21 protein-coding genes are annotated in these 26262 nt (G+C 58.4%); 4 read left to right on the top strand and 17 right to left on the bottom strand.

From position 1 onward, the window contains the following. Positions 1–88: 88 nt before the first annotated feature. The 16 genes from dnaE to rpsB all read right to left on the bottom strand — a co-directional run bounded on the left by dnaE (position 89) and on the right by rpsB (position 18321). Complete coding sequence (gene dnaE / locus AC07N8_RS15790) at positions 89–3610, bottom strand: DNA polymerase III subunit alpha (RefSeq protein ID WP_483840455.1); 3522 nt, start codon at positions 3608–3610, stop codon at positions 89–91. A 76-nt stretch (positions 3611–3686) separates the two neighbouring features. After that, positions 3687–4313, bottom strand: coding sequence for a ribonuclease HII (rnhB, locus tag AC07N8_RS15785; protein WP_017336711.1), 627 nt, complete (start codon positions 4311–4313; stop codon positions 3687–3689). An 11-nt stretch (positions 4314–4324) separates the two neighbouring features. Next, the gene (gene lpxB, locus AC07N8_RS15780) at positions 4325–5455 is read right to left on the bottom strand and encodes a lipid-A-disaccharide synthase (RefSeq protein WP_140666339.1); all 1131 of its coding nucleotides are present in this window, start codon (positions 5453–5455) and stop codon (positions 4325–4327) included. Positions 5456–5457: 2 nt separating this feature from the next. Further along, positions 5458–6234 carry an acyl-ACP--UDP-N-acetylglucosamine O-acyltransferase gene (lpxA, locus tag AC07N8_RS15775; RefSeq protein ID WP_027924980.1) on the bottom strand — a complete coding sequence of 259 codons (777 nt, stop codon included), beginning with the start codon at positions 6232–6234 and terminating at the stop codon, positions 5458–5460. Next, complete coding sequence (gene fabZ, locus AC07N8_RS15770) at positions 6231–6671, bottom strand: 3-hydroxyacyl-ACP dehydratase FabZ (protein ID WP_007907157.1); 441 nt, start codon at positions 6669–6671, stop codon at positions 6231–6233. The genes lpxA and fabZ overlap by 4 nt, the downstream gene beginning before the upstream one ends. A gap of 108 nt (positions 6672–6779) precedes the next feature. Further along, positions 6780–7835: a UDP-3-O-(3-hydroxymyristoyl)glucosamine N-acyltransferase gene (gene lpxD, locus AC07N8_RS15765; RefSeq protein WP_493144325.1), complete on the bottom strand. Its 1056-nt coding sequence runs from the start codon at positions 7833–7835 to the stop codon at positions 6780–6782. A 2-nt stretch (positions 7836–7837) separates the two neighbouring features. Then, positions 7838–8341 (bottom strand): OmpH/Skp family outer membrane protein, encoded by a 504-nt coding sequence (locus AC07N8_RS15760; RefSeq protein WP_010462812.1) that lies wholly within the window; start codon positions 8339–8341, stop codon positions 7838–7840. Positions 8342–8386: 45 nt separating this feature from the next. Continuing rightward, entirely contained in the window at positions 8387–10777 is a 2391-nt protein-coding gene (gene bamA, locus AC07N8_RS15755; protein ID WP_123433704.1) for an outer membrane protein assembly factor BamA, read from the bottom strand. A gap of 74 nt (positions 10778–10851) precedes the next feature. Further along, positions 10852–12204, bottom strand: a complete 1353-nt coding sequence (rseP, locus tag AC07N8_RS15750) for a sigma E protease regulator RseP (protein ID WP_483840452.1) — start codon at positions 12202–12204, stop codon at positions 10852–10854. A gap of 53 nt (positions 12205–12257) precedes the next feature. After that, the gene (gene ispC, locus AC07N8_RS15745) at positions 12258–13448 is read right to left on the bottom strand and encodes a 1-deoxy-D-xylulose-5-phosphate reductoisomerase (protein WP_483840451.1); all 1191 of its coding nucleotides are present in this window, start codon (positions 13446–13448) and stop codon (positions 12258–12260) included. Beyond that, the gene (locus AC07N8_RS15740; protein ID WP_493144328.1) at positions 13445–14251 is read right to left on the bottom strand and encodes a phosphatidate cytidylyltransferase; all 807 of its coding nucleotides are present in this window, start codon (positions 14249–14251) and stop codon (positions 13445–13447) included. Before AC07N8_RS15740 ends, ispC begins: the two co-directional genes overlap by 4 nt. Then, the gene (uppS, locus tag AC07N8_RS15735; protein ID WP_483840449.1) at positions 14251–15006 is read right to left on the bottom strand and encodes a polyprenyl diphosphate synthase; all 756 of its coding nucleotides are present in this window, start codon (positions 15004–15006) and stop codon (positions 14251–14253) included. Before uppS ends, AC07N8_RS15740 begins: the two co-directional genes overlap by 1 nt. A 13-nt stretch (positions 15007–15019) precedes the next feature. After that, entirely contained in the window at positions 15020–15577 is a 558-nt protein-coding gene (gene frr / locus AC07N8_RS15730) for a ribosome recycling factor (RefSeq protein WP_007949335.1), read from the bottom strand. Further along, positions 15574–16317 (bottom strand): UMP kinase, encoded by a 744-nt coding sequence (gene pyrH, locus AC07N8_RS15725; RefSeq protein ID WP_003172271.1) that lies wholly within the window; start codon positions 16315–16317, stop codon positions 15574–15576. Before pyrH ends, frr begins: the two co-directional genes overlap by 4 nt. A 211-nt stretch (positions 16318–16528) precedes the next feature. Then, complete coding sequence (tsf, locus tag AC07N8_RS15720; RefSeq protein ID WP_483840448.1) at positions 16529–17392, bottom strand: translation elongation factor Ts; 864 nt, start codon at positions 17390–17392, stop codon at positions 16529–16531. A gap of 191 nt (positions 17393–17583) precedes the next feature. After that, positions 17584–18321 (bottom strand): 30S ribosomal protein S2, encoded by a 738-nt coding sequence (gene rpsB / locus AC07N8_RS15715; protein ID WP_003219330.1) that lies wholly within the window; start codon positions 18319–18321, stop codon positions 17584–17586. A 372-nt stretch (positions 18322–18693) separates the two neighbouring features. On the opposite strand from rpsB, the gene map reads away from it, so the two are divergent. From map to AC07N8_RS15695, 4 genes are all read left to right on the top strand, one after another. Beyond that, the gene (gene map / locus AC07N8_RS15710) at positions 18694–19476 is read left to right on the top strand and encodes a type I methionyl aminopeptidase (RefSeq protein WP_140666356.1); all 783 of its coding nucleotides are present in this window, start codon (positions 18694–18696) and stop codon (positions 19474–19476) included. A 49-nt stretch (positions 19477–19525) separates the two neighbouring features. Next, positions 19526–22228 carry a [protein-PII] uridylyltransferase gene (locus AC07N8_RS15705; protein WP_493144331.1) on the top strand — a complete coding sequence of 901 codons (2703 nt, stop codon included), beginning with the start codon at positions 19526–19528 and terminating at the stop codon, positions 22226–22228. 152 nt (positions 22229–22380) lie between these two features. Further along, positions 22381–23580: a succinyldiaminopimelate transaminase gene (gene dapC, locus AC07N8_RS15700; protein ID WP_493144333.1), complete on the top strand. Its 1200-nt coding sequence runs from the start codon at positions 22381–22383 to the stop codon at positions 23578–23580. A 167-nt stretch (positions 23581–23747) separates the two neighbouring features. Beyond that, positions 23748–24479, top strand: coding sequence for a M12 family metallopeptidase (locus AC07N8_RS15695; RefSeq protein WP_483840445.1), 732 nt, complete (start codon positions 23748–23750; stop codon positions 24477–24479). Between the two features lie 12 nt (positions 24480–24491). Here AC07N8_RS15695 and AC07N8_RS15690 read toward each other — a convergent pair whose 3' ends face one another. Further along, a complete protein-coding gene (locus tag AC07N8_RS15690; RefSeq protein WP_493144335.1) occupies positions 24492–26123 on the bottom strand; it encodes a Na+/H+ antiporter in 1632 nt (543 codons plus the stop codon). Positions 26124–26262 lie beyond the last annotated feature (139 nt).

Raw genomic sequence — 26262 nt, 5'->3', positions numbered from 1 at the left:
ATTCGCGCCCTACCTTAAGGGAGAGGCGCGTTCAGGTCGAGATTAAAAATTCAGGTCGAGATCAGGGAGTACAGAAGGCACCTGACCGTCAACGGTATTGGAGGAAGACGTTGTCTCGCCCGAACTGGTCACGCAAGGCTTGAATCAACGCATCCGCCGGATCGATTCGCCAGGTCTCGCCAAACTGCAGCAAGGCCTTTGCATCGGGGCTCGTGTACTCCATGGTGATCGGGCATGCGCCGCGATGGCGCTTGAACAATTCACCCAACCAGCGTAGCTGATCGCCTTTCAAATCCTTGGTCTGCAACTTCAGGCGCAGGCTTTCGGCAAGGTTGGTGCGCGCATCTTCCATGCTCATCACGCGCTTGACCCGCAGCTTCAGGCCGCCGGAGAAGTCGTCATTGCTGACCTCGCCTTCGACCACGACCATCGCATCCGTCTGCAACAGCGACTGCGCGGTATGGAACGCCTCGGCAAACAGCGACGCCTCGATCCGTCCGGAGCGGTCATCGAGGGTGATGAAGCCCATCTTGTCGCCCTTTTTGTTCTTCATCACGCGCAGGGCGATGATCATGCCGGCGACGGTCTGGGTATCGCGCGCTGGCTTCAAATCGATGATGCGCTGACGGGCAAAGCGACGGATTTCACCTTCGTATTCGTCAATCGGGTGACCGGTCAGGTACAGGCCCAGGGTGTCTTTCTCCCCTTTCAGCCGCTCCTTGAGCGTCAGTTCCTTGGCTTTGCGATGACTGGCGTAGACGTCCGCGTCTTCCTCGACAAACAACCCGCCGAACAGGTCGGCATGGCCACTGTCCTGGGTACGTGCGGTTTGTTCGGCCGCCTTGATCGCCCCTTCCATCGCCGCCAACAGCACCGCGCGATTCTGGTCGATGCTCGCTTGATAGGCCTTCGGCTCGTCATGGAAATAAGGCCCCAGACGATCCAGCGCACCGCTGCGGATCAAACCGTCGAGGGTACGTTTGTTGATCCGCTTGAGATCGACACGGGCGCAGAAATCGAACAGATCCTTGAACGGACCGTCCTGGCGCGCCTCAGTGATCGCCTCCACCGGGCCTTCGCCAACACCCTTGATCGCACCGAGGCCGTAAATGATCCGGCCTTCGTCATTCACCGTGAACTTGAACTCGGAGGCATTCACATCCGGCGCGTCGAGACGCAGCTTCATGCTGCGAATTTCCTCGATCAAGGTCACGACCTTGTCGGTGTTGTGCATGTCTGCCGACAGCACCGCCGCCATGAACGGCGCCGGGTAATGCGTTTTCAGCCACGCGGTCTGGTACGACACCAGGCCGTACGCCGCGGAGTGGGATTTGTTGAAGCCGTAACCGGCGAATTTCTCTACCAGGTCGAAAATGTTACCGGCAAGGTCCGCATCGATGTTGTTGGTCGCACAACCTTCAATGAAACCGCCGCGCTGCTTGGCCATTTCTTCGGGCTTTTTCTTACCCATGGCCCGACGCAGCATGTCCGCACCACCGAGGGTGTAACCGGCCATGACCTGGGCAATCTGCATCACCTGTTCCTGATACAGGATGATGCCGTAAGTCGGTGCCAGTACCGGCTTGAGGCCTTCGTACTGGTAATCCGAGTGCGGGTACGCAAGTTCGGCGCGACCGTGCTTACGGTTGATGAAGTCATCCACCATGCCCGATTGCAACGGGCCCGGACGGAACAGGGCCACCAGTGCGATCAAGTCTTCCAGGCAGTCGGGCTTGAGCTTCTTGATCAGCTCCTTCATGCCGCGGGATTCGAGCTGGAACACCGCCGTGGTTTCGGCTTTTTGCAGCAGCGTGTAGGTAGGCTTGTCGTCCAGCGGAATGAACGCAATGTCCAGAGGCGGCTGATCGACCTTGGCGCGGTCGCGGTTGATGGTTTTCAGCGCCCAGTCGATAACCGTCAGGGTTCGCAGGCCGAGGAAGTCGAACTTCACCAGACCGGCGGCCTCGACGTCATCCTTGTCGAACTGGGTCACCAGGCCGTCACCGGCCTCGTCGCAATAGATCGGCGAGAAGTCGGTCAGTTTGGTCGGCGCGATAACCACACCACCGGCGTGTTTACCGACGTTACGCACAACGCCTTCGAGCTTGCGGGCCATCTCCCAGATTTCGGCGGCTTCTTCATCGACCTTGATGAAGTCACGCAGGATCTCTTCCTGCTCATAGGCCTTTTCCAGGGTCATGCCGACTTCGAACGGAATCATCTTCGACAGACGATCCGCCAGGCCGTAGGACTTGCCCTGCACCCGCGCCACGTCCCGGACCACAGCCTTGGCCGCCATGGAACCGAAGGTGATGATCTGGCTAACCGCATTGCGACCGTATTTCTCGGCCACGTATTCAATCACCCGATCGCGACCGTCCATGCAGAAGTCGACGTCGAAGTCGGGCATCGATACCCGTTCCGGGTTGAGGAAACGTTCGAACAGCAGGTCATATTCCAGCGGATCGAGGTCGGTGATCTTCTGTACATAGGCCACCAGCGACCCGGCACCCGACCCCCGGCCCGGACCTACCGGCACGCCGTTGCTCTTGGCCCACTGGATAAAGTCCATCACGATCAGGAAGTAACCGGGGAACCCCATCTGGATGATGATATCCAGCTCGAAATTCAGCCGGTCGACGTAGACCTGACGCTTGGCCTCGTAGTCTTCCGTGGTGTCTTTGGGCAGCAGAACGGTCAGGCGATCTTCCAGGCCATCGAACGACACTTTGCGGAAATATTCATCGATGGTCATGCCATCGGGAATCGGGAAGTTGGGCAGGAAGTGCTTGCCCAGCTTCACTTCGATGTTGCAGCGCTTGGCGATTTCGACGGTGTTTTCCAGCGCCTCGGGCAAGTCACTGAACAGCTCGGCCATTTCCTCGGCGCTTTTGAGGTATTGCTGATCGCTGTAATTCTTCGAACGCCGCGGATCGTCGAGGGCGCGGCCCTCACCGATGCACACGCGGGTTTCGTGAGCGGCGAAGTCTTCCTGCTTGATGAAACGCACATCGTTGGTTGCGACCAGTGGCGCGCCGATTTTCTCGGCCAGGGCCACGGCACCGTGCAACTGCTCTTCATCGTTGGGGCGATTGGTGCGCTGGATTTCCAGGTAGAAACGATCCGGGAACACCGCCATCCATTCGCGCGCGAGGTTTTCCGCTTCAGCCGGGTTGCCACTGAGCATGGCCAGGCCGATTTCGCCCTCTTTCGCCGCCGACAGCATGATCAAGCCTTCGCTGGCTTCGGCGACCCATTCGCGCTCGATGATCACCGAGCCATTGCGCTGGCCGTCGATGAAACCACGGGAAATCAGTTCGGTCAGGTTGCGATAGCCGACAGCGTTCATGGCCAGCAGGCTGATCCGGCTCAGGGCGTTGTCCGGGTCCTTGTTCGACAGCCACAAGTCGGCGCCGCAGATCGGCTTGATCCCGGCACCCATGGCGGCTTTGTAGAATTTGACCAGGGAACACATGTTGTTCTGGTCGGTGACCGCTACGGCAGGCATGTTCATGCCGACCAGTGTCTTGACCAGCGGTTTGATCCGCACCAGACCGTCGACCAGGGAATATTCAGTGTGCAGGCGTAGGTGAACGAATGAAGCCGGCATAGTGATCCTGCGTTATGTCATGAAAACAACAAGGCCCGGATTGTACCGGGCCTTGCGTAAAACATCAGCCTTGCGACTAACTCTCGATCAGACTTTCCCGCGCCTCGTACGCCAGACGCACCGGGGCGAACGAGCGGCGGTGAATCGGAGTCGGGCCAAGCCGGGCCAGCGCTTCCAGATGAACGGGCGTCGGGTAGCCTTTGTGCCCGCCGATGCCGTAACCGGGGTAAATCAGTTCGAATGCCGCCATCTCGCGGTCGCGGCTGACCTTGGCCAGAATCGATGCCGCTGCAATGGCCGGAACCTTGCCGTCGCCCTGCACCACCGCTTCAGCGCGCATGGACAGCTTCGGGCAACGATTGCCGTCGATCATCGCCAGTTTCGGCTGGATGTGCAGGCCTTCGATCGCGCGCTGCATCGCCAGCATGGTGGCGTGCAGAATGTTCAGTTCGTCGATTTCCTCAACTTCGGCCCGGGCGATGCACCAGCTCAGGGCTTTTTCGCAGATTTCGTCGTAGAGCTTTTCGCGGCGGGCTTCGGTGAGTTTCTTTGAGTCATTCAGGCCGAGGATCGGCCGGTTTGGATCAAGGATCACCGCTGCCGTGACCACGGCACCACACAGTGGGCCGCGACCGACTTCGTCGACGCCGGCCACGAGGTCTTCGACTTCGGCGACCAGGGTGAAGTCCAGGCCCATCTGAATGCTGGTTTTGCTCATTGTGTTTTGCCGATCAGGTTCAGTACCGCGTCCGCCGCCTGATTGGAGGCATCCAGACGCAAGGTACGGTGAATTTCGTCGAAGCCGCGAGTCTGTTCCTCGCCACCTTCGATCAAGGGTGAAAGCGTTTGAGCAAGGGCTTCGACCGTTGCGTCATCCTGCAGCAACTCGGGCACCAACAGGCGCTGGGCCAACAGGTTCGGCAAGGACACGTAAGGGCTTTTCACCATGCGCTTGAGAATCCAGAACGTCAGGGGCGCCAGTCGATAAGCCACCACCATCGGCCGCTTGTACAGCAACGCTTCAAGGGTCGCGGTACCGGAAGCGATCAGCACCGCGTCGCAGGCGGCGAGGGCCAGATGCGATTTGCCATCGAGCAAGGTCAGCGGCAGATCGCGGCCGGCCAGCAGCTCTTCAAGCTGTGCACGGCGCTCCGGGCTGGCGCACGGCATGACAAAACGCACGCCAGGACGCAAGGCGCGCAGGCGCTGGGCGGTGTCGAGGAACAACGCACCGAGCCGCCCCACTTCGCCGCCGCGACTGCCGGGCATCAGCGCAACCAGCGGACCGTCCGGCAAATCAAGTTCGGCACGCGCGGCGGCGCGATCAGCCTCAAGCGGGATGGCATCGGCCAGGGAGTGCCCGACGAACCGTACCGGTACGCCCTTTTCTTCATAAAATTTTGCTTCGAACGGAAACAGCGTCAGCATCAGGTCGCAGCCTTCGCGAATCTTCAGCACGCGCTTCTGCCGCCATGCCCACACCGACGGGCTGACGTAATGCACGGTCTTGATCCCGGCTTGCCGCAGCTTGAGTTCGATATTGAGGTTGAAGTCCGGAGCATCGATACCGATGAATACGTCCGGCTTCTCGGCGATCAGGTCGGCGATCAGTTTCTTGCGCCGCGCCATCAGCTCGCGCAATCGGCCGAGCACTTCCACCAGGCCCATGACCGAAAGACGTTCCATCGGGAAATACGAGGTCAGGCCCTCGGCTTGCATCAGCGGACCACCGACACCGATGAACTCCACCGCCGGGTGCTGAGCCTTGAGTGCGCGCATGAGGCCCGCGCCCAGAATGTCGCCGGAAGCCTCACCCGCTACCAGCGCAATACGCAGATTAGCCATGATTAACGGGTGATGCCGCGAGTCGAAGACTGGATGGAATCACGGAACACCGCGACTTCCGGGAACTGATCCGAAGGTTCGGCCAGCTCGGTGAGCGCTTGCTCGACCGTCAGGCCCTGGCGGTAAACCACCTTGTAGGCACGACGCAGCGCGTGAATGGCGTCTTCGCTGAAACCACGACGACGCATGCCTTCGAAGTTCATGCTGCGTGCTTCTGCTGGGTTGCCAAACACGGTGACGTACGCTGGAACGTCCTTGCCAATGGCCGTGCCCATGCCGGAGAAGCTGTGGGCGCCAATGTGGCAATACTGGTGAACAAGCGTGAAACCGGAGAGGATCGCCCAGTCTTCAACGTGCACATGGCCGGCCAACGCAGTGTTGTTGACCAGAATACAGTGGTTGCCGATGACGCTGTCGTGGCCGATATGGGCATAGGCCATGATCAGGTTGTGATCGCCCAAGGTCGTTTCCGAACGATCCTGAACGGTCCCGCGGTGAATCGTCACACCTTCACGGATGACGTTGTGGTCACCGATGACCAGACGGGTTTCTTCGCCTTTGTATTTCAGATCGGGCGTGTCCTCACCTACCGACGAAAACTGGTAGATGCGGTTGTGCTTACCGATTCGGGTCGGGCCTTTGAGAATCACGTGCGGCCCGATCACTGTTCCCTCGCCGATTTCCACACCTGCGCCGACGATCGACCACGGGCCGACCTCGACGTCGTCGGCCAGGATGGCCGTCGGATCGATGATTGCGCGAGGGTCAATCAAACTCATAGTTTGCGTTCCGCGCAGATGATTTCTGCGGAGCAGACTGGCTTGCCGTCGACCGAAGCCTGGCATTCGAACTTCCAGATCTGACGCTTGCAGCTCAGGAACTTGGCTTCAAGGATCAACTGATCGCCCGGCAGTACCGGCTGACGGAAGCGCAACTTGTCGGAGCCGACGAAGTAGTAAAGGGTGCCGTCCGCCGGTTTCACGTCGAGCATTTTGAAACCAAGGATCCCGGCAGCCTGAGCCATCGCTTCGATGATCAGTACGCCCGGCATGATTGGATGCGCAGGGAAGTGACCATTGAAGAACGGTTCGTTGATGCTGACATTCTTGTAGGCGCGAATGCGCTTGCCTTCCACATCCAGATCCACGACCCGGTCCACCAGCAGGAACGGGTAACGGTGAGGCAGGTATTCGCGAATCTCGTTGATGTCCATCATTTCGGGGGGAAGCCTATGTAAAGATTGGGAGCGCGCGACTGACGCGCGCCCCTCTAGCAAATCAAGCAGGCAGTCTAACGGCTGTGCACGCTTGATATGGAAATGGTATCAGCCATCTGATGAAGCATTACCGTCAGGGGTCACTTCCCCTACACGCTTTTCCAGCTGTCGCAGACGCCGCGCGATGTCATCGAGCTGACGGATGCGAGCCGCGCTTTTGCGCCATTCGGCTGCTGGCTGCATGGCCGTACCGGAAGAATAGGAGCCCTTTTCAGTAATTGAATGGGTCACCATGGTCATCCCGGTGATGAAAACGTTGTCGCAAATTTCGATGTGCCCTACCAGCCCGACACCGCCAGCGAGCATGCAATGCTTGCCGATTTTGGTGCTGCCGGAGATCCCGACACAGGCGGCCATGGCGGTGTGATCACCAACCTGCACGTTGTGGGCGATCTGGATCTGGTTGTCGAGCTTCACGCCATTACCGAGAACGGTATCGGCCAATGCGCCGCGGTCGATAGCGGTATTCACGCCAATTTCCACATCATCACCGACCAACACACCACCGATCTGGGCGATTTTCTGCCAGACACCTTTCTCGTTGGCAAAGCCGAAGCCTTCGCCGCCGAGTACGGCACCTGACTGAATCACCACGCGCTTGCCGATGCGCACGTCGTGGTACAGCGTGACCCGCGGGGCCAGCCAGCCGCCTTCGCCAATTTCGCAACGGGCACCGATGAAGCAATGCGCACCGATGGTCACGCCGGCAGCAATGCGTGCCGCGCTTTCGATCACCGCAAAGGCACCAATACTCGCAGCCGGGTCAACCACCGCGTCCTCGGCCACTACGGCTGTCGGATGAATACCGGCAGCCGCTTTCGGTTTTGGATCGAACAGGTGGGAAATACGCGCGTAGGCCAGATACGGATCAGGCACCACCAGCGCATTACCGGCAAAACCTTCGGCATCAGCGGCCTTCAGCAACAGGGCTGCGGCCCGGCTGTCTGCCAGGTATTTACGGTATTGAGGGTTTGCGAGAAAGCTCAACTGAGCTGGGCCAGCCTCTTGCAAAGTGGCTAGCCCAGTAATTTCTTTCTCCGGGTCGCCACGTAGCGTGGCGCCGAGGAACTCGGCCAACTGGCCGAGTTTTATAGTCGCTGTCATAGTTACTTCAGCTGATTCATGCGCTCGATAACCTGGCGAGTGATGTCGTACTGAGGTTTGACATCAATCACTGCGCCACGCTCGAAGACCAGGTCAAAAGCACCTTTCTTGATGACTTCTTCCACAGCGCTGTCCAGTTTCGGCTTCAGCTGCTTCAGCATTTCACGGTCGGCAACGGCTTTGGCTTCGTTCAGCTCCTTGGACTGGAACTGGAAGTCACGGGCCTTTTGCTTGAACTCGAGTTCAAGACGCTCACGCTCGCCCTGTTGCATCTTGTCGCCACCGGCCATCAGACGGTCCTGAATGCCTTTGGCGCTGCTTTCCAGCGTCTTGAGCTTGCTCAGTTGCGGACCAAATTTCTTCTCGGCATCCACGGCGTATTTCTTGGCCGCGTCGGATTCCAGCAGGGCCATCTGATAGTTCAGAACGGCGATTTTCATGTCGGCAAAAGCCGGGCCTGCGACCAGTACGGTGGCGAGGAGAACCAATTGAGTCAACTTACGCACGATGCACCCCTACAAAATCCATTGTCATTATTTTGAGGCAGACGCTTAGAACGTCTGACCAAGAGAGAATTGGAACACTTGAGTTTCAGCGTTATCCGGTTCTTTTACTGGCATCGCCAGCGCGAAACTCAGCGGACCCAGCGCAGTGACCCATGTCACACCTACACCGACGGAACTGGCCATGTTGCTGAGGCTGATGTCGTTGCACTGCGTATTGGACTTCGACGCAGGATTGGTGTTGGTCGTCTGCTCGCACTTGGAGTCGAACACATTACCCACATCCCAGAATACCGAGGTACGCAGGGAGCGTTGATCCTTGACGAACGGCAGCGGGAACAGAATCTCCGCACCACCTTGAATCAGGACGTTACCACCGAACGGCAGCGGGTCCTGATCCGGGTCAGCCAGAGTGCCCGGGTTACCGGTAGAACCTTGACCACGGCTCGGCGTACTACGCGGGCCCAATGTACTGTCCTTGAAGCCACGAACCGAGTTGAAACCACCAGCATAGTAGTTTTCATAGAATGGCAAGCCATCGGTCGAACCGTAACCGTCGCCATAACCCAATTCAGTGTGCAGGCGCATGGTGTAGTTCTCAGACAATGGCTGGAACAACTGGCCACGGTAATCGAGCTTGAAGAACGACAGGTCGCTACCTGGTGTAGTGACTTCCGCCGTCAGGCTTTGAGAATGACCACGGGTCGCCAACACGCCTTTGTTCAGGGTGGACTCAGACCAGCCGGCCGAGGCCTTGAAGTTCAGATACTCGTCGCCTTCACGGTTAACGAAGTCGAAGATTTCGTCGACGGTGTATTGACCGGTCTTGATCTTGTCTTGCTGTGCAGTCAGGCCGAAGGTCAGACGCGAGGTCTCGCTGATCGGGTAACCGACGCTCACGCCAGCGCCCAGGCTGTCTACGGCATAGCTTGCTACGTCGACGTCGAGGTCTTTGTAGTCGGTGGTGCGATAGAAAGCGTTGTAGCCCAGGCTCACGCCGTCGGCAGTCCAGTACGGGTCGACATAACCGAAGTTATAACGGCTCTGGTATTCGCTTTTGGTCAAGCCGATGCTGACCTTGTTACCAGTACCCAGGAAGTTGTTCTGGGTGATCGAGCCACCGAGGATCAGGCCGGCACTTTGTGCAAAACCGACACTCGCAGTGATCGAGCCGGAAGCCTGCTCTTCAACGCTGTAGTTCACGTCAACCTGGTCATCGACACCCGGTACAGCCGGGGTTTCGACGTTCACTTCCTTAAAGAAGCCCAGACGTTCAAGACGGGTCTTGGACTGATCGATCAGGTAGGTCGAAGCCCAGCCACCTTCCATCTGACGCATTTCGCGGCGCAGCACTTCGTCTTCGGACTTGGTGTTGCCACGGAAGTTGATGCGGTTGACGTAAGCACGTTTGCCCGGATCGACAGCGAATGTGATGTCGACGGTGTGGTCTTCATCGTGAGGCTGAGGCACGCCGCTGACGTTGGCGAAGGTGTAACCCTCGTTACCCAGGCGGCGAGTGATCAATTCCGAGGTGGTGGTCATCAGCTTGCGCGAGAACACCTGGCCTTTCTGTACCAGCAGCAAGGACTTGACCTGGTCTTCAGGGACTTTCAGGTCGCCGCTCAGCTTGACGTCACGAACGGTGTACTTCTCGCCTTCGTTGACGTTGACAGTGATGTAGACGTGTTTTTTGTCCGGAGTAATCGATACCTGGGTCGAAGCGATATCCATATTGATATAGCCGCGGTCCAGGTAGTAGGAACGCAGACGCTCCAGGTCACCGGAGAGTTTTTCACGGGCGTACTTGTCGTCATTCTTGAAGAAGGACAGCCAGTTGGTGGTCTTCAGTTCGAACAGGTCGATCAGGTCTTCGTCAGGGAAGACAGTGTTACCCACCACGTTGATGTGCTGGATAGCAGCGACGGTGCCTTCGTTGATGTTGACCTTCAAGCCGACGCGGTTACGTGGCTGCGGTACCACTTCGGTGTCGACGGTGGCCGAGTAGCGACCCTGAGCGACGTATTGGCGCTGCAGTTCGTTACGCACACCTTCGAGCGTGGCACGCTGGAAGATCTCGCCTTCGGCCAGACCGGATTGTTTGAGGCCCTTCATCAGGTCTTCAGTCGAGATCGCCTTGTTACCCTCGATCTCGATACTGGCGACCGATGGGCGCTCGACTACCGTGATGACCAGGACGTTGCCATCGCGGCCCAGCTGGATATCTTGAAAGAACCCGGTTTTGAACAAAGCACGAGTGGATTCCACCAGGCGACGATCGTCCGCCTGTTCGCCGACGTTTAACGGCAAAGCACCAAAGACGCTACCCGCGGAGACCCGCTGGAGGCCATTGACGCGAATATCAGAGATAGTGAAGGACTCGGCGTGAACTTCGGCGATCATCAATACGGTGAGAACCGCAGTTAGCAGCAGACGTTTCATGAAGTCCTTTCTTATTCCAACTGGCAATAAACAAACTGCCGCAAAATGCGGCAGATTCGCAATTCAGCGAAGTGTTACAGACGGCCCAAATCATTGACCAGAGCAAGCAACATCACCCCGACCACCAAACTGATACCGATCTGTATCCCCCAACCCTGCACCCGATCCGACAAGGGACGACCACGCGCCCACTCGATCAGATAAAACAACAAATGCCCCCCATCCAGTACAGGAATAGGCAACAAATTCAGAACTCCCAGGCTAATACTCAGATAAGCAAGGAAATTCAGGAAATCAGCAACGCCCGACTGGGCAGAAGCGCCCGCCACTTTAGCAATGGTTATCGGTCCACTCAAGTTTTTTACCGAGAGCTCACCGAACAACATTTTCTTGAGCGAATCGAGGGTCAGTACACTCATGGTCCAGGTGCGTCGAGCACCCTCTCCAATCGCGGCCACAGGACCGTAACTGACTTCGCGAATCATCTCTGGCGGCCAATCGACCGCTTTCACCCCGGCCCCCATATAACCGGTAGGTGCCTTGCTCTCGCCGCGAGCGGCCAACGTCACAGGGACGTCGATTTGAGCACCATCGCGCTCGACGCGCAGCATGATTTTGGTATCCGGATGCATACGGACGGTGTCGACCACTTGCTGCCAGTCGTCCAGCGCCTTGCCATCCAGAGCCAGCAAGCGATCACCGGTTTTCAGGCCAGCAGCCTGCGCCGGCCCTTTAGGATCAAGTTCAGCCAGCACCGGCGGCAGTGCCGGACGCCAAGGACGAATACCCAGCGAACGGATCGGATCCGGCTCGTCAGCACCCTTGAGCCACTTATCCAGCATCAGTTCGCGAGGAGAGTCTGCGGTGGAACCCTGTTCACGCACCAACAATTGAAGTGAACCGCTCTCGCCAAGACGGCGAACCAGTTGCAGATTCACCGAAGCCCAGCCGGTCGTTGGCTCGCCATCGATGGCAACAATTTCCTGACCTGCAGTCAAACCGGCCTTGGCGGCAATACTGCCGGACTCGACTGCGCCGATGACGGGGCGCACCTGCTCGCTGCCGAGCATTGCCAAGACCCAGAAAAACACCATGGCCAGTAGAAAGTTGGCAATCGGGCCGGCAGCCACGATTGCGATACGCTGACGGACAGATTTGCGATTGAAAGAATGGTCGATCTGATCGGCCGGCACTTCGCCTTCACGCTCATCGAGCATTTTCACATAGCCGCCCAACGGGATGGCGGCCACAACGAACTCCGTGCCTTTCTTGTCGTGCCAGCGCAGCAACGGCATGCCAAAGCCTACGGAAAAACGCAGCACTTTGACCCCACAGCGACGTGCGACCCAGAAATGGCCGAATTCGTGAAAGGTAACCAGCACACCCAAAGCCACCAGGGTGCCGACAATCATATAGAGCGCGCTCATCTACTTTCTCCGCAATCCTATCCGGTGCTGCATGGACCAACGTATTGCAGCACTTACCGCCCGTGACGACTCAACCATTGCCCGGCCAGTACTCGCGCTTTCGCGTCAGCCGTGAACACGGCCTCGAGATCATCCACCGCCACTACAGGCTCGAGGTTCAACACTTCCTCGATGATACTCGCGATTTCCGGGTAGCGAACCCGCCCGTCGAGAAACGCCGCCACAGCCACTTCATTCGCCGCGTTGAGCATCGCCGGCGCGCTATTACCCGCCTCGGCAGCCTGACGCGCCAGGCGCAGGCAAGGGAAACGTTCTTCATCGGGCGCATGGAAGTCCAGGCGCGCAATGGCAAACAGATCCAGCGGCGCCACGCCCGAGTCGATACGCTCCGGCCAGGCCAGGGCATTGGCGATCGGGGTGCGCATGTCCGGGTTACCCAACTGCGCCAACACCGAACCATCTACGTAGTCGACCAGGGAATGAATCACACTTTGTGGGTGAATCACCACTTCGACCTGGGACGGCTTGGCATCGAACAGCCAGCAGGCCTCGATCAATTCGAGCCCCTTGTTCATCATGCTGGCGGAATCGACCGAAATCTTGCGCCCCATGGACCAGTTCGGATGAGCACACGCCTGGTCGGGGGTAACATGCGCCAGTTCAGCCAAAGGTGTCTGTCGGAACGGACCGCCAGAGGCCGTGAGAAGAATCCGACGCACGCCAACCACACCCAGCCCACGAGCGAAATCCTGCGGCATGCACTGAAAAATCGCGTTGTGCTCGCTGTCGATCGGCAGCAGCACCGAGCCGCTTTTGCGCACGGCTTGCATGAACAGAGCGCCGGACATGACCAGCGCTTCCTTGTTCGCCAGCAGAATTTTTTTGCCTGCCTCGACCGCCGCCAGGGTCGGACGCAAGCCCGCCGCGCCAACAATGGCAGCCATGACGGCATCGACTTCAGGATCGGAAGCGACCTGACACAGCCCCTCCTCCCCCACCAGCACACGGGTCGACAAGCCAGCCGCGCGCAAATCATCCTGCAGGGTTCGGGCCGTGTCGGCTTGCGGTACGACAGCAAAGCGCGGCGTGTGACGTACGCACAAGGCCAACAGCTCACTCAGGCGAGTGAACCCGCTCAAGGCGAACACTTGATAACGCGAAGGATGACGAGCAATCACGTCGAGGGTGCTCAGACCAATCGAACCGGTCGCCCCCAACACAGTAATCTGTTGAGGGCGGCTCACGGTGCAGCCATCCAAAGCAGCACGGCAAACACCGGGATCGCAGCCGTCAGGCTGTCGATTCGATCCAGCACACCACCATGCCCTGGCAGCAGGTTACTGCTGTCCTTGATGCCGGATTGGCGCTTGAACATGCTCTCGGTGAGGTCGCCCACCACCGAAATGAAGACGATCACTGCCGCGCCGATCAACCCCATCAGCACCTGGGCGAAACTCCAGTCGCGCACCAGGCCGACGATCGCCGTGATGACCAGGCTCAGCACCAGGCCACCATAAACGCCTTCCCAGCTCTTGCCGGGGCTGACCTGCGGCGCCAGCTTGCGCTTGCCGAAGGCACGACCGGAGAAGTACGCACCGATATCGGCACCCCAGACCAGCACCATCACCGCCATGATCAACCAGTTCCCCAAGGGTTCCTGTTTGATCTGGACCAGACCTTGCCAGGCCGGCAACAGAATCAGCAAACCGATTACCAACTTGCAGGCGGCACTGGCCCAGTGCTCGCTGGAACGCGGATAGGTCAGCACCAAATATGTCGCCACAGCCCACCAGAGCACCGAAGCGCCCAGCACCCAGGGCGCAAGCCCCGGCAGGATGTGCATGACAAACAGCATCAACGCGACCACTGCGGCATAGGCAACGCGAATCGGCTGGGCGGTAAAACCGGCCAGCCGCGCCCATTCCCAGGCACCGAGCGTCACGACCAGCCCGATGAACAGCGCAAAGCCGGAACCCTCAAGCAGGAAAAACCCGCACAAAGCGATCGGCAGCAGGATCAGTGCAGTGATGATTCGTTGTTTAAGCATTAAACCCGGGCTCCAGCCTCGACCTGCTCGCTCGTTTTACCGAAGCGGCGCTGGCGAGAAGCGAAATCGGCCAGCGCATTTCGCATGGCGTCGTGTTTGAAGTCCGGCCAGAACAGGTCGGAGAAGTACAACTCGGCGTAAGCCAGTTGCCACAGCAGGAAGTTGCTGATGCGGTGTTCGCCACCGGTACGGATGCACAAATCCGGCAACGGCAGATCGCCGGTGGCCAGACAGGTTTGCAGCAGTTCCGGGGTGATGTCTTCCGGGCGCAGATGCCCGGCCTGAACTTCCCGCGCCAGACGTTGAGCGGCCTGCGCGATGTCCCACTGACCGCCGTAATTGGCGGCGATTTGCAGGACAAAGCGGTTGGCACCGACGGTCATCGCTTCAGCCTCACGCATCGCAGCTTGAAGCTCAGGGTGAAAGCGCGAGCGATCACCGATGATGCGCAGACTGATGTTGTTTTCGTTGAGGCGCTTGGCCTCGCGACGCAATGCCTTGAAGAACAGATCCATCAAGGCGCTGACTTCATCTGCAGGGCGCTGCCAGTTTTCACTGGAGAAAGCGAACAGGGTCAGCACCTCGACCTTGGCCTCGGCGCACACCTCGATTACCGCACGAACCGCATCCACGCCCGCTTTATGCCCGGCGACACCCGGCATAAAGCGCTTCTTCGCCCAGCGATTATTACCATCCATGATGATCGCGACATGGCGCGGCACCGCGGACGGCGCAGTCTGCTTGGTCTTATCCATGAAAACGCGACCCTTATACGGCCATCAGGTCGGCTTCTTTCTGCTTGGTGGCCGCATCGATGTCAGCCTCAGCCTTGTCGGTCAGCTTCTGGATATCGGCAGCGGCACGACGCTCTTCGTCTTCGCTGATTTCCTTGTCCTTGACCAGTTTCTTGAGGTCACCCAAGGCATCGCGACGAATGTTGCGCACGGCAACACGAGCATCTTCAGCGGCACTGCGCGCCTGCTTGGTGAAGCCCTTGCGGGTTTCTTCAGTCAGGGCAGGCATGGAGATCAGCAGCAACTCACCCAGGTTGGTCGGGTTGAGGTTCAGGCCAGCACTCTGGATGGCCTTGTCGACGGCCGCGAGCATGTTGCGTTCGAACGCGACGACCTGCAGGGTCCGGGAGTCTTTTACCGTGATGTTGGCCACTTGGGTGATGGACGTGTCTGTGCCGTAGTACGGCACCATTACGCTACCCAGGATGCTTGGGTGCGCCTTGCCGGTACGAATCTGACCAAATGCATGGTTCAGAGAGTCCAGGGATTTCTGCATGCGCTCTTGAGCGTCTTTCTTGATTTCATTGATCATTGTTGGCCTTCCTCGATCAGGGTCCCTTCAGCGCCGCCATGTACGATGTTCAGCAGGGCGCCGGGCTTGTTCATGTTAAAGACGCGCAACGGCATCTTGTGGTCGCGGCACAGGCAAATGGCCGTCAGATCCATCACGCCCAGCTTGCGATCCAGCACTTCATCGTAAGTCAGATGATCGAACTTCTCGGCATGCGGGTCTTTGAATGGGTCAGCGGTGTAGACGCCATCGACCTTGGTCGCCTTGAGCACGACATCGGCATCGATTTCGATTGCACGCAAGCAGGCCGCCGAATCCGTGGTGAAGAATGGATTACCGGTACCCGCCGCGAAAATCACGACTTCCTTGGCGTTCAGGTGGCGCATGGCTTTGCGACGATCATAGTGATCGGTTACGCCCACCATGGAAATGGCCGACATCACGATGGCCGAGATATTGGCACGTTCCAGCGCATCGCGCATGGCCAGGGCGTTCATCACAGTGGCCAGCATGCCCATGTGGTCGCCCGTCACCCGATCCATGCCGGCCGCGCTCAGCGCTGCACCGCGGAACAGGTTGCCACCACCGATCACCAGACCGACCTGAACGCCGATACCAACCAGTTGGCCGACTTCCAGCGCCATGCGATCCAGAACTTTCGGATCGATCCCGAACTCTTCCGAGCCCATCAGGGCCTCGCCGCTAAGCTTGAGTAGAATGCGTTTATAGCGAGCCTGATAACCACTGCCCTGCTGAGCCATTGCGAATCTCTCCTGCGGCGTATTTTAAAAAATTCTTTGCGAGCTGTTTACAGCTGCGTTCACTCTAGCTTGGCGCTGCTTCAGCGCCATCGGAACATGGCTTTGTAAGCCAGTTCCAACGGGAAACCAATTAAAAATTGGCGGCCCATCTGAAAAGAGGCTGCGCGCGTAAGCGGGCAGCCTCTTCAGGGCGACAGTTTAAAAAACCGTCTTACGACTTGGCAGCAGCCAGCTGGGCAGCAACTTCTTCAGCGAAGTTGTCTACTGGCTTCTCGATGCCTTCGCCTACTTTGAAGTAGGTGAAAGAAACGATTTCAGCACCGGCTTTCTTGGCCAGCTCGCCAACCTTGATTTCAGGGTTCTTGACGAACGCCTGCTCAACCAGGCTTGCTTCAGCCAGGAACTTGCTGATACGGCCTTTGACCATATTTTCAACAATGTTTTCTGGCTTGCCTTTGATTTTTTCTTCGTTCAGCTGCAGGAACACAGCTTTTTCACGCTCGATCGCTTCGGCAGAAACTTCCGAAGGCAGCAGGAACTCTGGGTTGCTGGCCGCTACGTGCATAGCGATGTCTTTGGCCAGTTCAACGTTGCCGCCTTTCAGGACAACTGCAACACCGATCTTGTTGCCGTGCAGGTAACCACCAACAACATCACCTTCAACGCGCACCAGGCGACGGATGTTGACGTTTTCGCCAACCTTGCCGACCAGTACCAGGCGAGCAGCTTCTTGAGCTTCGATCAGCGGAGCGACGTCAGTCAGTTTGTCGGCGAACGCTTTTTCAACGCTAGCAGCAACAAATGCCTTGAAGTCGTCCTGCAGAGCCAGGAAGTCAGTCTGCGAGTTCACTTCCAGCAGAACAGCAGATTTGCCGTCTTCTTTCAGAGCGATAGCGCCTTCAGCAGCCACGTTGCCTGCTTTCTTGGCAGCCTTGATTGCGCCGGAAGCACGCATGTCATCAATGGCTTTTTCGATGTCGCCGTCAGCCTTTTCCAGGGCTTTCTTGCAATCCATCATGCCTTCGCCGGTACGCTCACGCAGTTCTTTAACCAACGCTGCAGTAATTGCTGCCATTTTCAAAATCCTCTTGGATAGGTTTTCAACCATTCCACCCGATCGAACGGGCGATCAATTCTTCCCGAACCACCGTTGTAAGCCGCTGCACGTTACAGCTCTGCAAGTGCGGGGCCGACAAACGGTTTTCGAGGTGGCAAAAAGGGGGCCAAGCCCCCTTTTTGCTTACTGAGTCAACGCCAAGGCGTCAATTACTCAGCCGCTGCTACCGGAGCTTCTTCAACGAACTGCTCGGTGCCGCCAGCAACGTGGTTGCGACCGCGGATTACAGCGTCAGCCATCGAACCCATGTACAGCTGGATAGCGCGGATTGCGTCATCGTTGCCTGGGATGATGTAGTCAACGCCTTCCGGGCTGCTGTTGGTATCGACTACGCCGATAACCGGGATGCCCAGCTTGTTGGCTTCGGTGATCGCGATGCGCTCGTGATCAACGTCGATAACGAACAGTGCGTCTGGCAGACCGCCCATGTCCTTGATACCACCCAGGGAACGATCGAGCTTCTCAAGATCGCGAGTGCGCATCAGCGCTTCTTTCTTGGTCAGCTTGGCGAAAGTACCGTCTTCGGCTTGCACTTCAAGGTCACGCAGACGCTTGATGGAAGCACGGATGGTTTTGAAGTTGGTCAGCATGCCGCCCAACCAGCGGTGATCGACGTACGGCGAACCGCAACGTGCTGCTTCTTCAGCAACGATCTTGCCAGCGGAACGCTTGGTGCCGACGAACAGAATCTTGTTTTTGCCCTGGGCCAGACGCTCTACGAAAGTCAGAGCTTCGTTGAACATTGGCAGGGTTTTTTCAAGGTTGATGATGTGGATCTTGTTACGCGCGCCGAAAATGTATTTACCCATTTTCGGGTTCCAGTAACGGGTTTGGTGACCGAAGTGCACACCGGCCTTCAGCATATCGCGCATGTTGACTTGGGACATGATAGTTCCTTAATAAGTCGGGTTTGGCCTCCACGTATCCCAATGACCAACCAGCAGCATCAGCTGAAGGCACCCAGGTCATCGTGTCGACACGTGTGTGGATTTAAGCCTTTCGGGGTATCCCCGGAAAGCGGCGCATTTTATACCACAAGGCTGAAAAAAACGGAACCCGGATTCTCAAATCCTGATGCGCACCCTTAATCGACCCGTGGAATCGTTCAAGAATGCGCCTATCTATAGAGAGATGCGACGCACAGAGGCTCAGATTTGCGCTGATCGTCTGATAGAATCAGGTTTTTCAGGGCCGCGAAGATCGATCGCACACCGCCCATTTCGATTTAACAAGCGCCATCGAGCGCAGAGAGAGCCTGTATGACCGTCACCCTCAAAACCCCAGAGGACATCGCAAAAATGCGCATCGCCGGCAAACTGGCCGCCGATGTACTGGAAATGATTGCCGAACATGTCAAACCGGGCATCACCACCGAAGAGCTGGACCGCATCTGCCACGACTACATCGTCAACGAGCAGAAAGCCATTCCCGCGCCGCTCAACTATAAAGGCTACCCGAAGTCCATCTGCACCTCGATCAACCACGTGGTCTGCCACGGGATTCCGAACGAGAAGCCGTTGAAGGATGGCGACACCCTGAACATCGACGTCACCGTCATCAAGGACGGTTACCACGGCGACACCAGCCGCATGTTCCACGTCGGCACCGTGCCGGTCTGGGCCGAGCGCCTGTCGCAAGTGACCCAGGAATGCATGTACAAGGCGATTGAAATCGTCAAACCCGGCTGCCGCCTCGGCGACATCGGCGAAATCATCCAGAAGCACGCGGAAAAGAACGGTTTCTCGGTGGTTCGCGAGTTCTGCGGTCACGGTATCGGCAAAGTGTTCCACGAAGAGCCGCAGATCCTGCATTACGGCCGCGCCGGCACCGGCATGGAACTGAAAGCGGGCATGACCTTCACCATCGAGCCGATGATCAACCAGGGCAAGGCCGACACCAAGGTGTTGGGCGATGGCTGGACCGCGATCACCAAGGACCGCAAGCTGTCGGCCCAGTGGGAGCACACCCTGCTGGTCACCGACACCGGTTACGAGATCTTCACCCTGCGCGCCGACGACACCATCGCCCGCGTCTCGGCCTGATCCGGACCGCAGCGCTCTCAGCCTTATTGACAGACAGGAAAGCCAATCGATGCCGCAGGTGGATCCCGAACTCTTCGACCGCGGCCAGTTCCAGGCTGAACTGGCCCTGAAGGCAAGCCCGATCGCGGCCTTCAAGAAGGCGATCCGCCAGGCCCGCGAGGTGCTCGACGGGCGCTTTCGCAGCGGCCGCGACATTCGCCGTCTGATCGAGGATCGCGCCTGGTTCGTCGATAACATCCTGCAAAAGGCCTGGGAGCAGTTCAATTGGAGCGAAGACGCCGACATCGCGCTGGTCGCGGTCGGCGGCTATGGTCGCGGTGAGCTGCACCCGTATTCCGACATTGATCTGCTGATCCTTCTGGACAGCGCCGACCACGAAGTTTTCCGCGATTCCATTGAGCGTTTTCTGACGTTGTTGTGGGACATCGGCCTGGAAGTCGGTCAGAGCGTTCGCTCGGTGGATGAATGCGCCGTTGAAGCCCGCGCGGACCTGACGGTTGTCACCAACCTGATGGAAAGCCGCACCATTTGCGGCCCCGAGCGCCTGCGCCAGCGCATGCTCGATGTCACCAGCACCGCGCACATGTGGCCGAGCAAGGAGTTCTTCCTGGCCAAGCGTGCCGAGCAGAAAGCCCGTCACCACAAATACAACGACACCGAATACAACCTGGAACCCAACGTCAAAGGCTCGCCCGGCGGCCTGCGCGATATCCAGACGATTTTGTGGGTGGCCCGTCGCGAATACGGCACCCTGAATCTGCGTGCACTGGCCGGCGAAGGCTTTCTGGTCGAGAGCGAAAACGCCCTGCTGGCCTCGTCCCAGGAATTCCTCTGGAAAGTCCGCTACGCGCTGCACATGCTTGCCGGTCGCTCCGAGGATCGCTTGCTGTTCGATCACCAGCGCTCGATTGCCGGGCTGCTGGGTTTCGTCGGCGATGACGCCAAGCAAGCCATCGAAAACTTCATGCAGCAGTATTACCGGGTGGTCATGAGCATTGCCCAGCTCAGCGACCTGATCATCCAGCACTTCGAAGAAGTCATTCTCGCCCCGGATGACGAAGCGCCACCGCAGCCGATCAACTCGCGGTTCCAGTTGCACGACGGCTACATCGAGGCGCGCAACGACAACGTGTTCCGTCGCACGCCGTTCGCCATGCTCGAAATCTTCGTGCTGATGGCCCAGCAACCGGAAATCAAAGGCGTTCGCGCCGATACCATCCGTCTGCTGCGCGAACATCGGCACCTGATCGACGACGAGTTCCGTAACGACATTCGCAATACCAGCCTGTTTATCGAGCTGTTCAAGTGCAAGATCGGCATCCACCGCAACCTGCGCCGGATGAACCGTTACGGCATCCTCGGGCGCTATTTGCCGGAGTTCGGCTTCATCGTCGGCCAGATGCAACACGACCTGTTCCACATCTATACGGTCGATGCGCATACCCTGAACCTGATCAAACACTTGCGTAAGTTGCAGTACTCGCAAGTGTCGGAAAAATTCCCGCTGGCCGCCAAGCTCATGGGCAAGCTGCCCAAGCCTGAGCTGATCTATATGGCCGGGCTGTACCACGACATCGGCAAGGGCCGGCATGGCGACCACTCGGAAATCGGCGCGGTGGATGCCGAAGCCTTTTGCCAGCGCCATCAGCTGCCGGTGTGGGACAGTCGCCTGATCGTCTGGCTGGTGCAAAACCACCTGGTGATGTCGACCACGGCCCAGCGCAAGGACTTGTCCGACCCGCAGGTGATCCACGATTTCGCGCAGACTGTCGGCGACGAAACCCGCCTCGATTACCTGTACGTGCTGACGGTCGCCGACATCAACGCCACCAACCCGACGCTGTGGAATTCCTGGCGTGCCAGCCTGTTGCGCCAGCTCTACACCGAGACCAAGCGCGCCTTGCGCCGCGGCCTGGAAAATCCGGTCGATCGCGAAGAGCAGATCCGCCAGACCCAGAGCGCCGCACTGGACATCCTCGTGCGCGGCGGCACCGACCCGGACGACGTCGAGCAGCTGTGGTCGCAGTTGGGCGATGACTACTTCCTGCGTCACACCGCCGGCGACGTGGCCTGGCACAGCGACGCGATTCTCCAGCAGCCGGCCGACGGCGGGCCGCTGGTGCTGATCAAGGAAACCACTCAGCGTGAGTTCGAGGGCGGCACGCAGATTTTCATCTATGCGCCGGACCAACACGACTTCTTCGCCGTGACCGTGGCTGCGATGGATCAGCTCAACCTGAACATTCACGACGCCCGGGTCATCACCTCCAGCAGTCAATTCACCCTCGACACCTACATTGTGCTCGACACGGACGGCGACTCGATCGGCGATAACCCGGCGCGGGTCAAGCAGATCCGCGACGGCCTGACCGAAGCCCTGCGCAACCCGGACGATTACCCGACCATCATCCAGCGCCGGGTGCCGCGCCAGCTCAAGCATTTCGCCTTTGCGCCACAAGTGACGATCCACAACGACGCCCAGCGCCCGGTCACGGTCCTGGAACTCACGGCTCCCGACCGTCCTGGCCTGTTGGCGCGGATCGGCACGATCTTCCTGGAGTTCGACCTGTCGCTGCAAAACGCCAAGATTGCCACGCTGGGCGAGCGGGTGGAGGACGTGTTCTTCATTACCGACGCGAACAACCAGCAGTTGTCGGACCCGCTGCTGTGCAGCCGCTTGCAGGATGCAATCGTTGAACAGCTGAGCGTCAGCCACGAACCCGATATCAAGCTTTCCCGCATCAGCATCTGAATAAACCAACTTTCCCTGTGGGAAAGCGCTTATGTAGGAGCCGGGCTTGCCTGCGATAGCATCACCTCGGTGCACCTGACAACTGAGGCGCCTGCATCGCGGGCAAGCCCGGCTCCTACAAAAGCCGGCCCCACACCGAACGAGATCTACCGATGAACAACGCTCTGAACCAGTTGCAGCCCTACCCCTTCGAGAAGCTCCGCGCCCTGCTCGGCAGCGTTACGCCAAACCCGGACAAACGCCCTGTCGCGCTGTCCATCGGCGAGCCGAAACACCGCTCGCCAAGTTTCGTGGCCGAAGCATTGGCCAGCAATCTGGATCAGATGGCCGTGTACCCGACCACCCTCGGCATCCCGGCGCTACGCGAAGCCATCGCCGCCTGGTGCGAACGCCGCTTCAGCGTTCCAAACGGCTGGCTCGACCCGGCGCGCAACGTGCTGCCGGTCAACGGTACTCGTGAAGCGTTGTTTGCCTTCACCCAGACCGTGGTCAACCGTGGCGATGACGCCCTGGTGGTCAGCCCGAACCCGTTCTATCAAATCTACGAAGGCGCAGCGTTTCTCGCCGGCGCCAAGCCGCACTACCTGCCATGCCTGGACGAAAACGGCTTCAATCCGGATTTCGATGCCGTTTCGCCAGACATCTGGAAACGCTGCCAGATCCTGTTCCTGTGCTCGCCAGGCAACCCGACCGGCGCACTGATCCCGGTCGAAACCCTGAAGAAGCTGATCGCCCTGGCTGACGAATACGACTTTGTGATCGCTGCCGACGAGTGCTACAGCGAACTGTACTTCGACGAACAAACCCCGCCGGCCGGCCTGCTCAGCGCCTGCGTGGAGCTGGGTCGTAAAGACTTCAAGCGTTGCGTGGTGTTTCACAGCCTGTCCAAGCGCTCCAACCTGCCTGGCCTGCGCTCCGGTTTCGTGGCTGGTGATGCCGACATCCTCAAGGGCTTCCTGCTGTATCGCACCTACCACGGCTGCGCGATGCCGGTTCAAACCCAACTGGCCAGCGTTGCCGCGTGGAATGACGAAGTGCACGTGCGCGCCAACCGTGCGCTGTACCGCGAGAAGTACGATGCCGTGCTGGAAATCCTCAGCCCGGTGATGGATGTGCAGCGTCCGGATGGCGGCTTTTACTTGTGGCCCAATGTTGCAGGCGACGATGAAGCGTTCTGCCGTGATCTGTTTGTCGAAGAGCACGTGACGGTGGTGCCGGGTTCTTACTTGTCCCGTGAAGTTGATGGTTTTAATCCGGGGGCCGGTCGGGTGCGTATGGCACTGGTTGCGCCATTGGCGGAATGCGTCGAGGCTGCCGAGCGGATTCGCGACTTCATCAAACGTCAAAAGTAAACATCCCCGCCCGCACTGCGCAATGTAGTGCGGGCGCTATTTTATAGTCAGTTACACTTCATCAAAAATAAACCTTAACGAACTGCGGAGTGCCCTTTACTCTCATGCAGTGCATTTTTGTGCATCACCTTAAAACGATTACTCTTACTTCATGGAAGAAGTTACTAATGAACAGTATTGATCACTGCACACTCATCCAATGGCCCGACGACCAGCAATCCTACGAAGCGGCTATCAACGAAAATCCCGAGAACGCAAGAACCACAGGCACCCATCGTCGCAAGCGCTCTCTGGTTAACTATTCAAAGCTGTGGGCAAACGGACGCACACTGAAAATAGCTTTTATCGATAACACCGACAATGAACACAAACAGAAGATCATTGACGCGGCCGTCCAGTGGCTGCCTTACATCAATTTGAGCTTCGATTTTGTTGACGGGACTGAAGGTGATATCAGAATCGAGACAAAAACCAACGTCAACAGTGCCATGCTAGGCACTGACGCTCTGTTGATCCATCCCGATTGGCCCACCATGAGCCTGGGCGTCAAGCCGGATCATGAAGACTTCGAGGTCATTGTGATTCATGAGTTCGGACATGTATTAGGCGCGATGCACGAACATCAGCACCCCGAGGCCAATATCCCGTGGGATAAGCCAAAAGTGTATGAGTTCTATCAGAATCGCGAGATGAACCCGCTAAGCAAAGAAGACGTCGACAGGAATCTCTTCGCACCGTTCAATACCATCGAAGCTATTTACACACCCTATGACAGAAAATCCATCATGCACCACCCGGTGGCCAACAACTTGACGCTGGGTGATTGGGAGATTCCGATCAATCGAAAGATCAGCAAAAAAGACAAACAACTGATGAAGTTGCTTTATCCGAAGCGTTAATCACCAATAGATCTATTTCACTTGCCCAAGTTTAGCCTCGCTTAAATCCAACTCCCCTAACACCTCTCGCAGCACGTCATCACCAATCTGGTGATGACGACTGAGGCTATACAACTCCAGACGTTGCGCCCGCAGTGCCTTGAGTCGCAACCGGCGCTCCAGCAGATCCATCTGAAACGCCAGCGCCTGGGCTTCCGCCGAATCGTTGAACACTTCCAGCTGATGCCGATACTCGGACATGATCCGCGCCTTGAGCTCCACCGCCAATGCTGCCTCGCTCGCATCCGCAGGCTTGGCCTCTTCGATTTCCAGCGCATGGATCGCCGCTTCAGCGGTCTTGCGCCACGCGTCTCGCACTTCATTACGGCGCTTGTCGTCAGGACCTGTTTCAATGCCGCGCAGTAACAGCGGCAAGCCGATACACGCTGAAATCAGCGACAACAGGATGACCCCGGCCGCAATGAAGATCATCAGGTCGCGCTCAGGGAATGCCTCGCCGCCCATCAGCAGCGGCACCGACAGCACGCCCGCCAGCGTCACCGCACCGCGTACTCCGCCGACCGTCAGCAGCCAACAGGAACGCATCGTCGGCACATGAGTCACCTCGCCTTTGCCGCGCAAGCGCCGCATCAATACCGACAAGCGCCAGATGCTCTGCACCCAGACAAACCGCAACACCAGCAGGACCAGGAAAATCGCCAGCACATCCAGACAGCGATAGAGCAGTGTCGGCCAAAGCGAGGTTTCATGGCTGGCCACTGCCTTGATGATGTCCGGCAGCTGCAAGCCCAACAGCAGGAAAATCAGGCCATTGAAGGCAAATTCCAGCAACGACCAGACGCTGCGGTTGAGCAATCGGGTGCTGGTCTGGCGCGGCAGCAAGTCGAGCCAGCTCTGCATCATTCCCGCTGCCACGGCAGACAGGATTCCTGAGGCACCGAGCCGTTCCGCCAACACATAAGCGGCGAACGGCAGCAGCAACATGAACACCACATGAGTCGCCGGGTCATCCCAACCGCGAGCGATCATCCACGAGCGCAAGCGCCCGACCAGCCAACTCAGCGCCACGCCGACGGCCAGGCCTCCAACCGCCACCAATACAAACGTCAGACTGGCATTTGCCAGCGAGAACACGCCGGTCACCGCAGCGACCAAGGCGAATTTGAAGGTCACCAGACCTGAGGCGTCGTTCATCAGTGCTTCGCCCTGAAGCATATGCATCAAGGGTGTGGGCAAGCGATTCCGGGAAATGGCTGACACCGCCACGGCGTCCGTCGGCGACAACACGGCGGCAAGGGCAAAGGCCACCGGCAATGGAATGCCCGGGATCAACCAATGAATGAAGTAGCCCGCGCCGACTACAGTGAACAGCACCAATCCCACCGCCAACGTCAGGATCGGCCCGCGCAGTCGCCAGAATTCGCGCTTGGGCATACGCCAGCCGTCGGAGAACAGCAGCGGTGGCAGGAACAGAAAGAGGAACAGTTCCGGGTCGAGTGCCACGTGCAACCCCAGGGTCGGCCACGCCAGCAACGCACCGGCAGCTATTTGCACCAAGGGCAGCGGCAGCGGGATCACCCGTCCGATCAGGCGCGAAACGCCGACCAGCATCAACAGGATCAGGACGGTGTAGGCGGTTTGCATAACGCGCGGTTCCCAGGCAATCGACAGCATCGAAGTGCCATATTAGCCGCATAAACTGCACGACGGCCGTTACACCAATGTCGCAGGCAGATCTCAACCTCCCACAGGTTTTGCGCTTCCATGGCATAATCCGTCACCT

Source organism: Pseudomonas sp. GW821-FHT10C09 (genome assembly GCF_059415465.1).
Note: the sequence above shows the minus strand (reverse complement) of the source record. Positions and strands in the feature narration are given on the sequence as shown.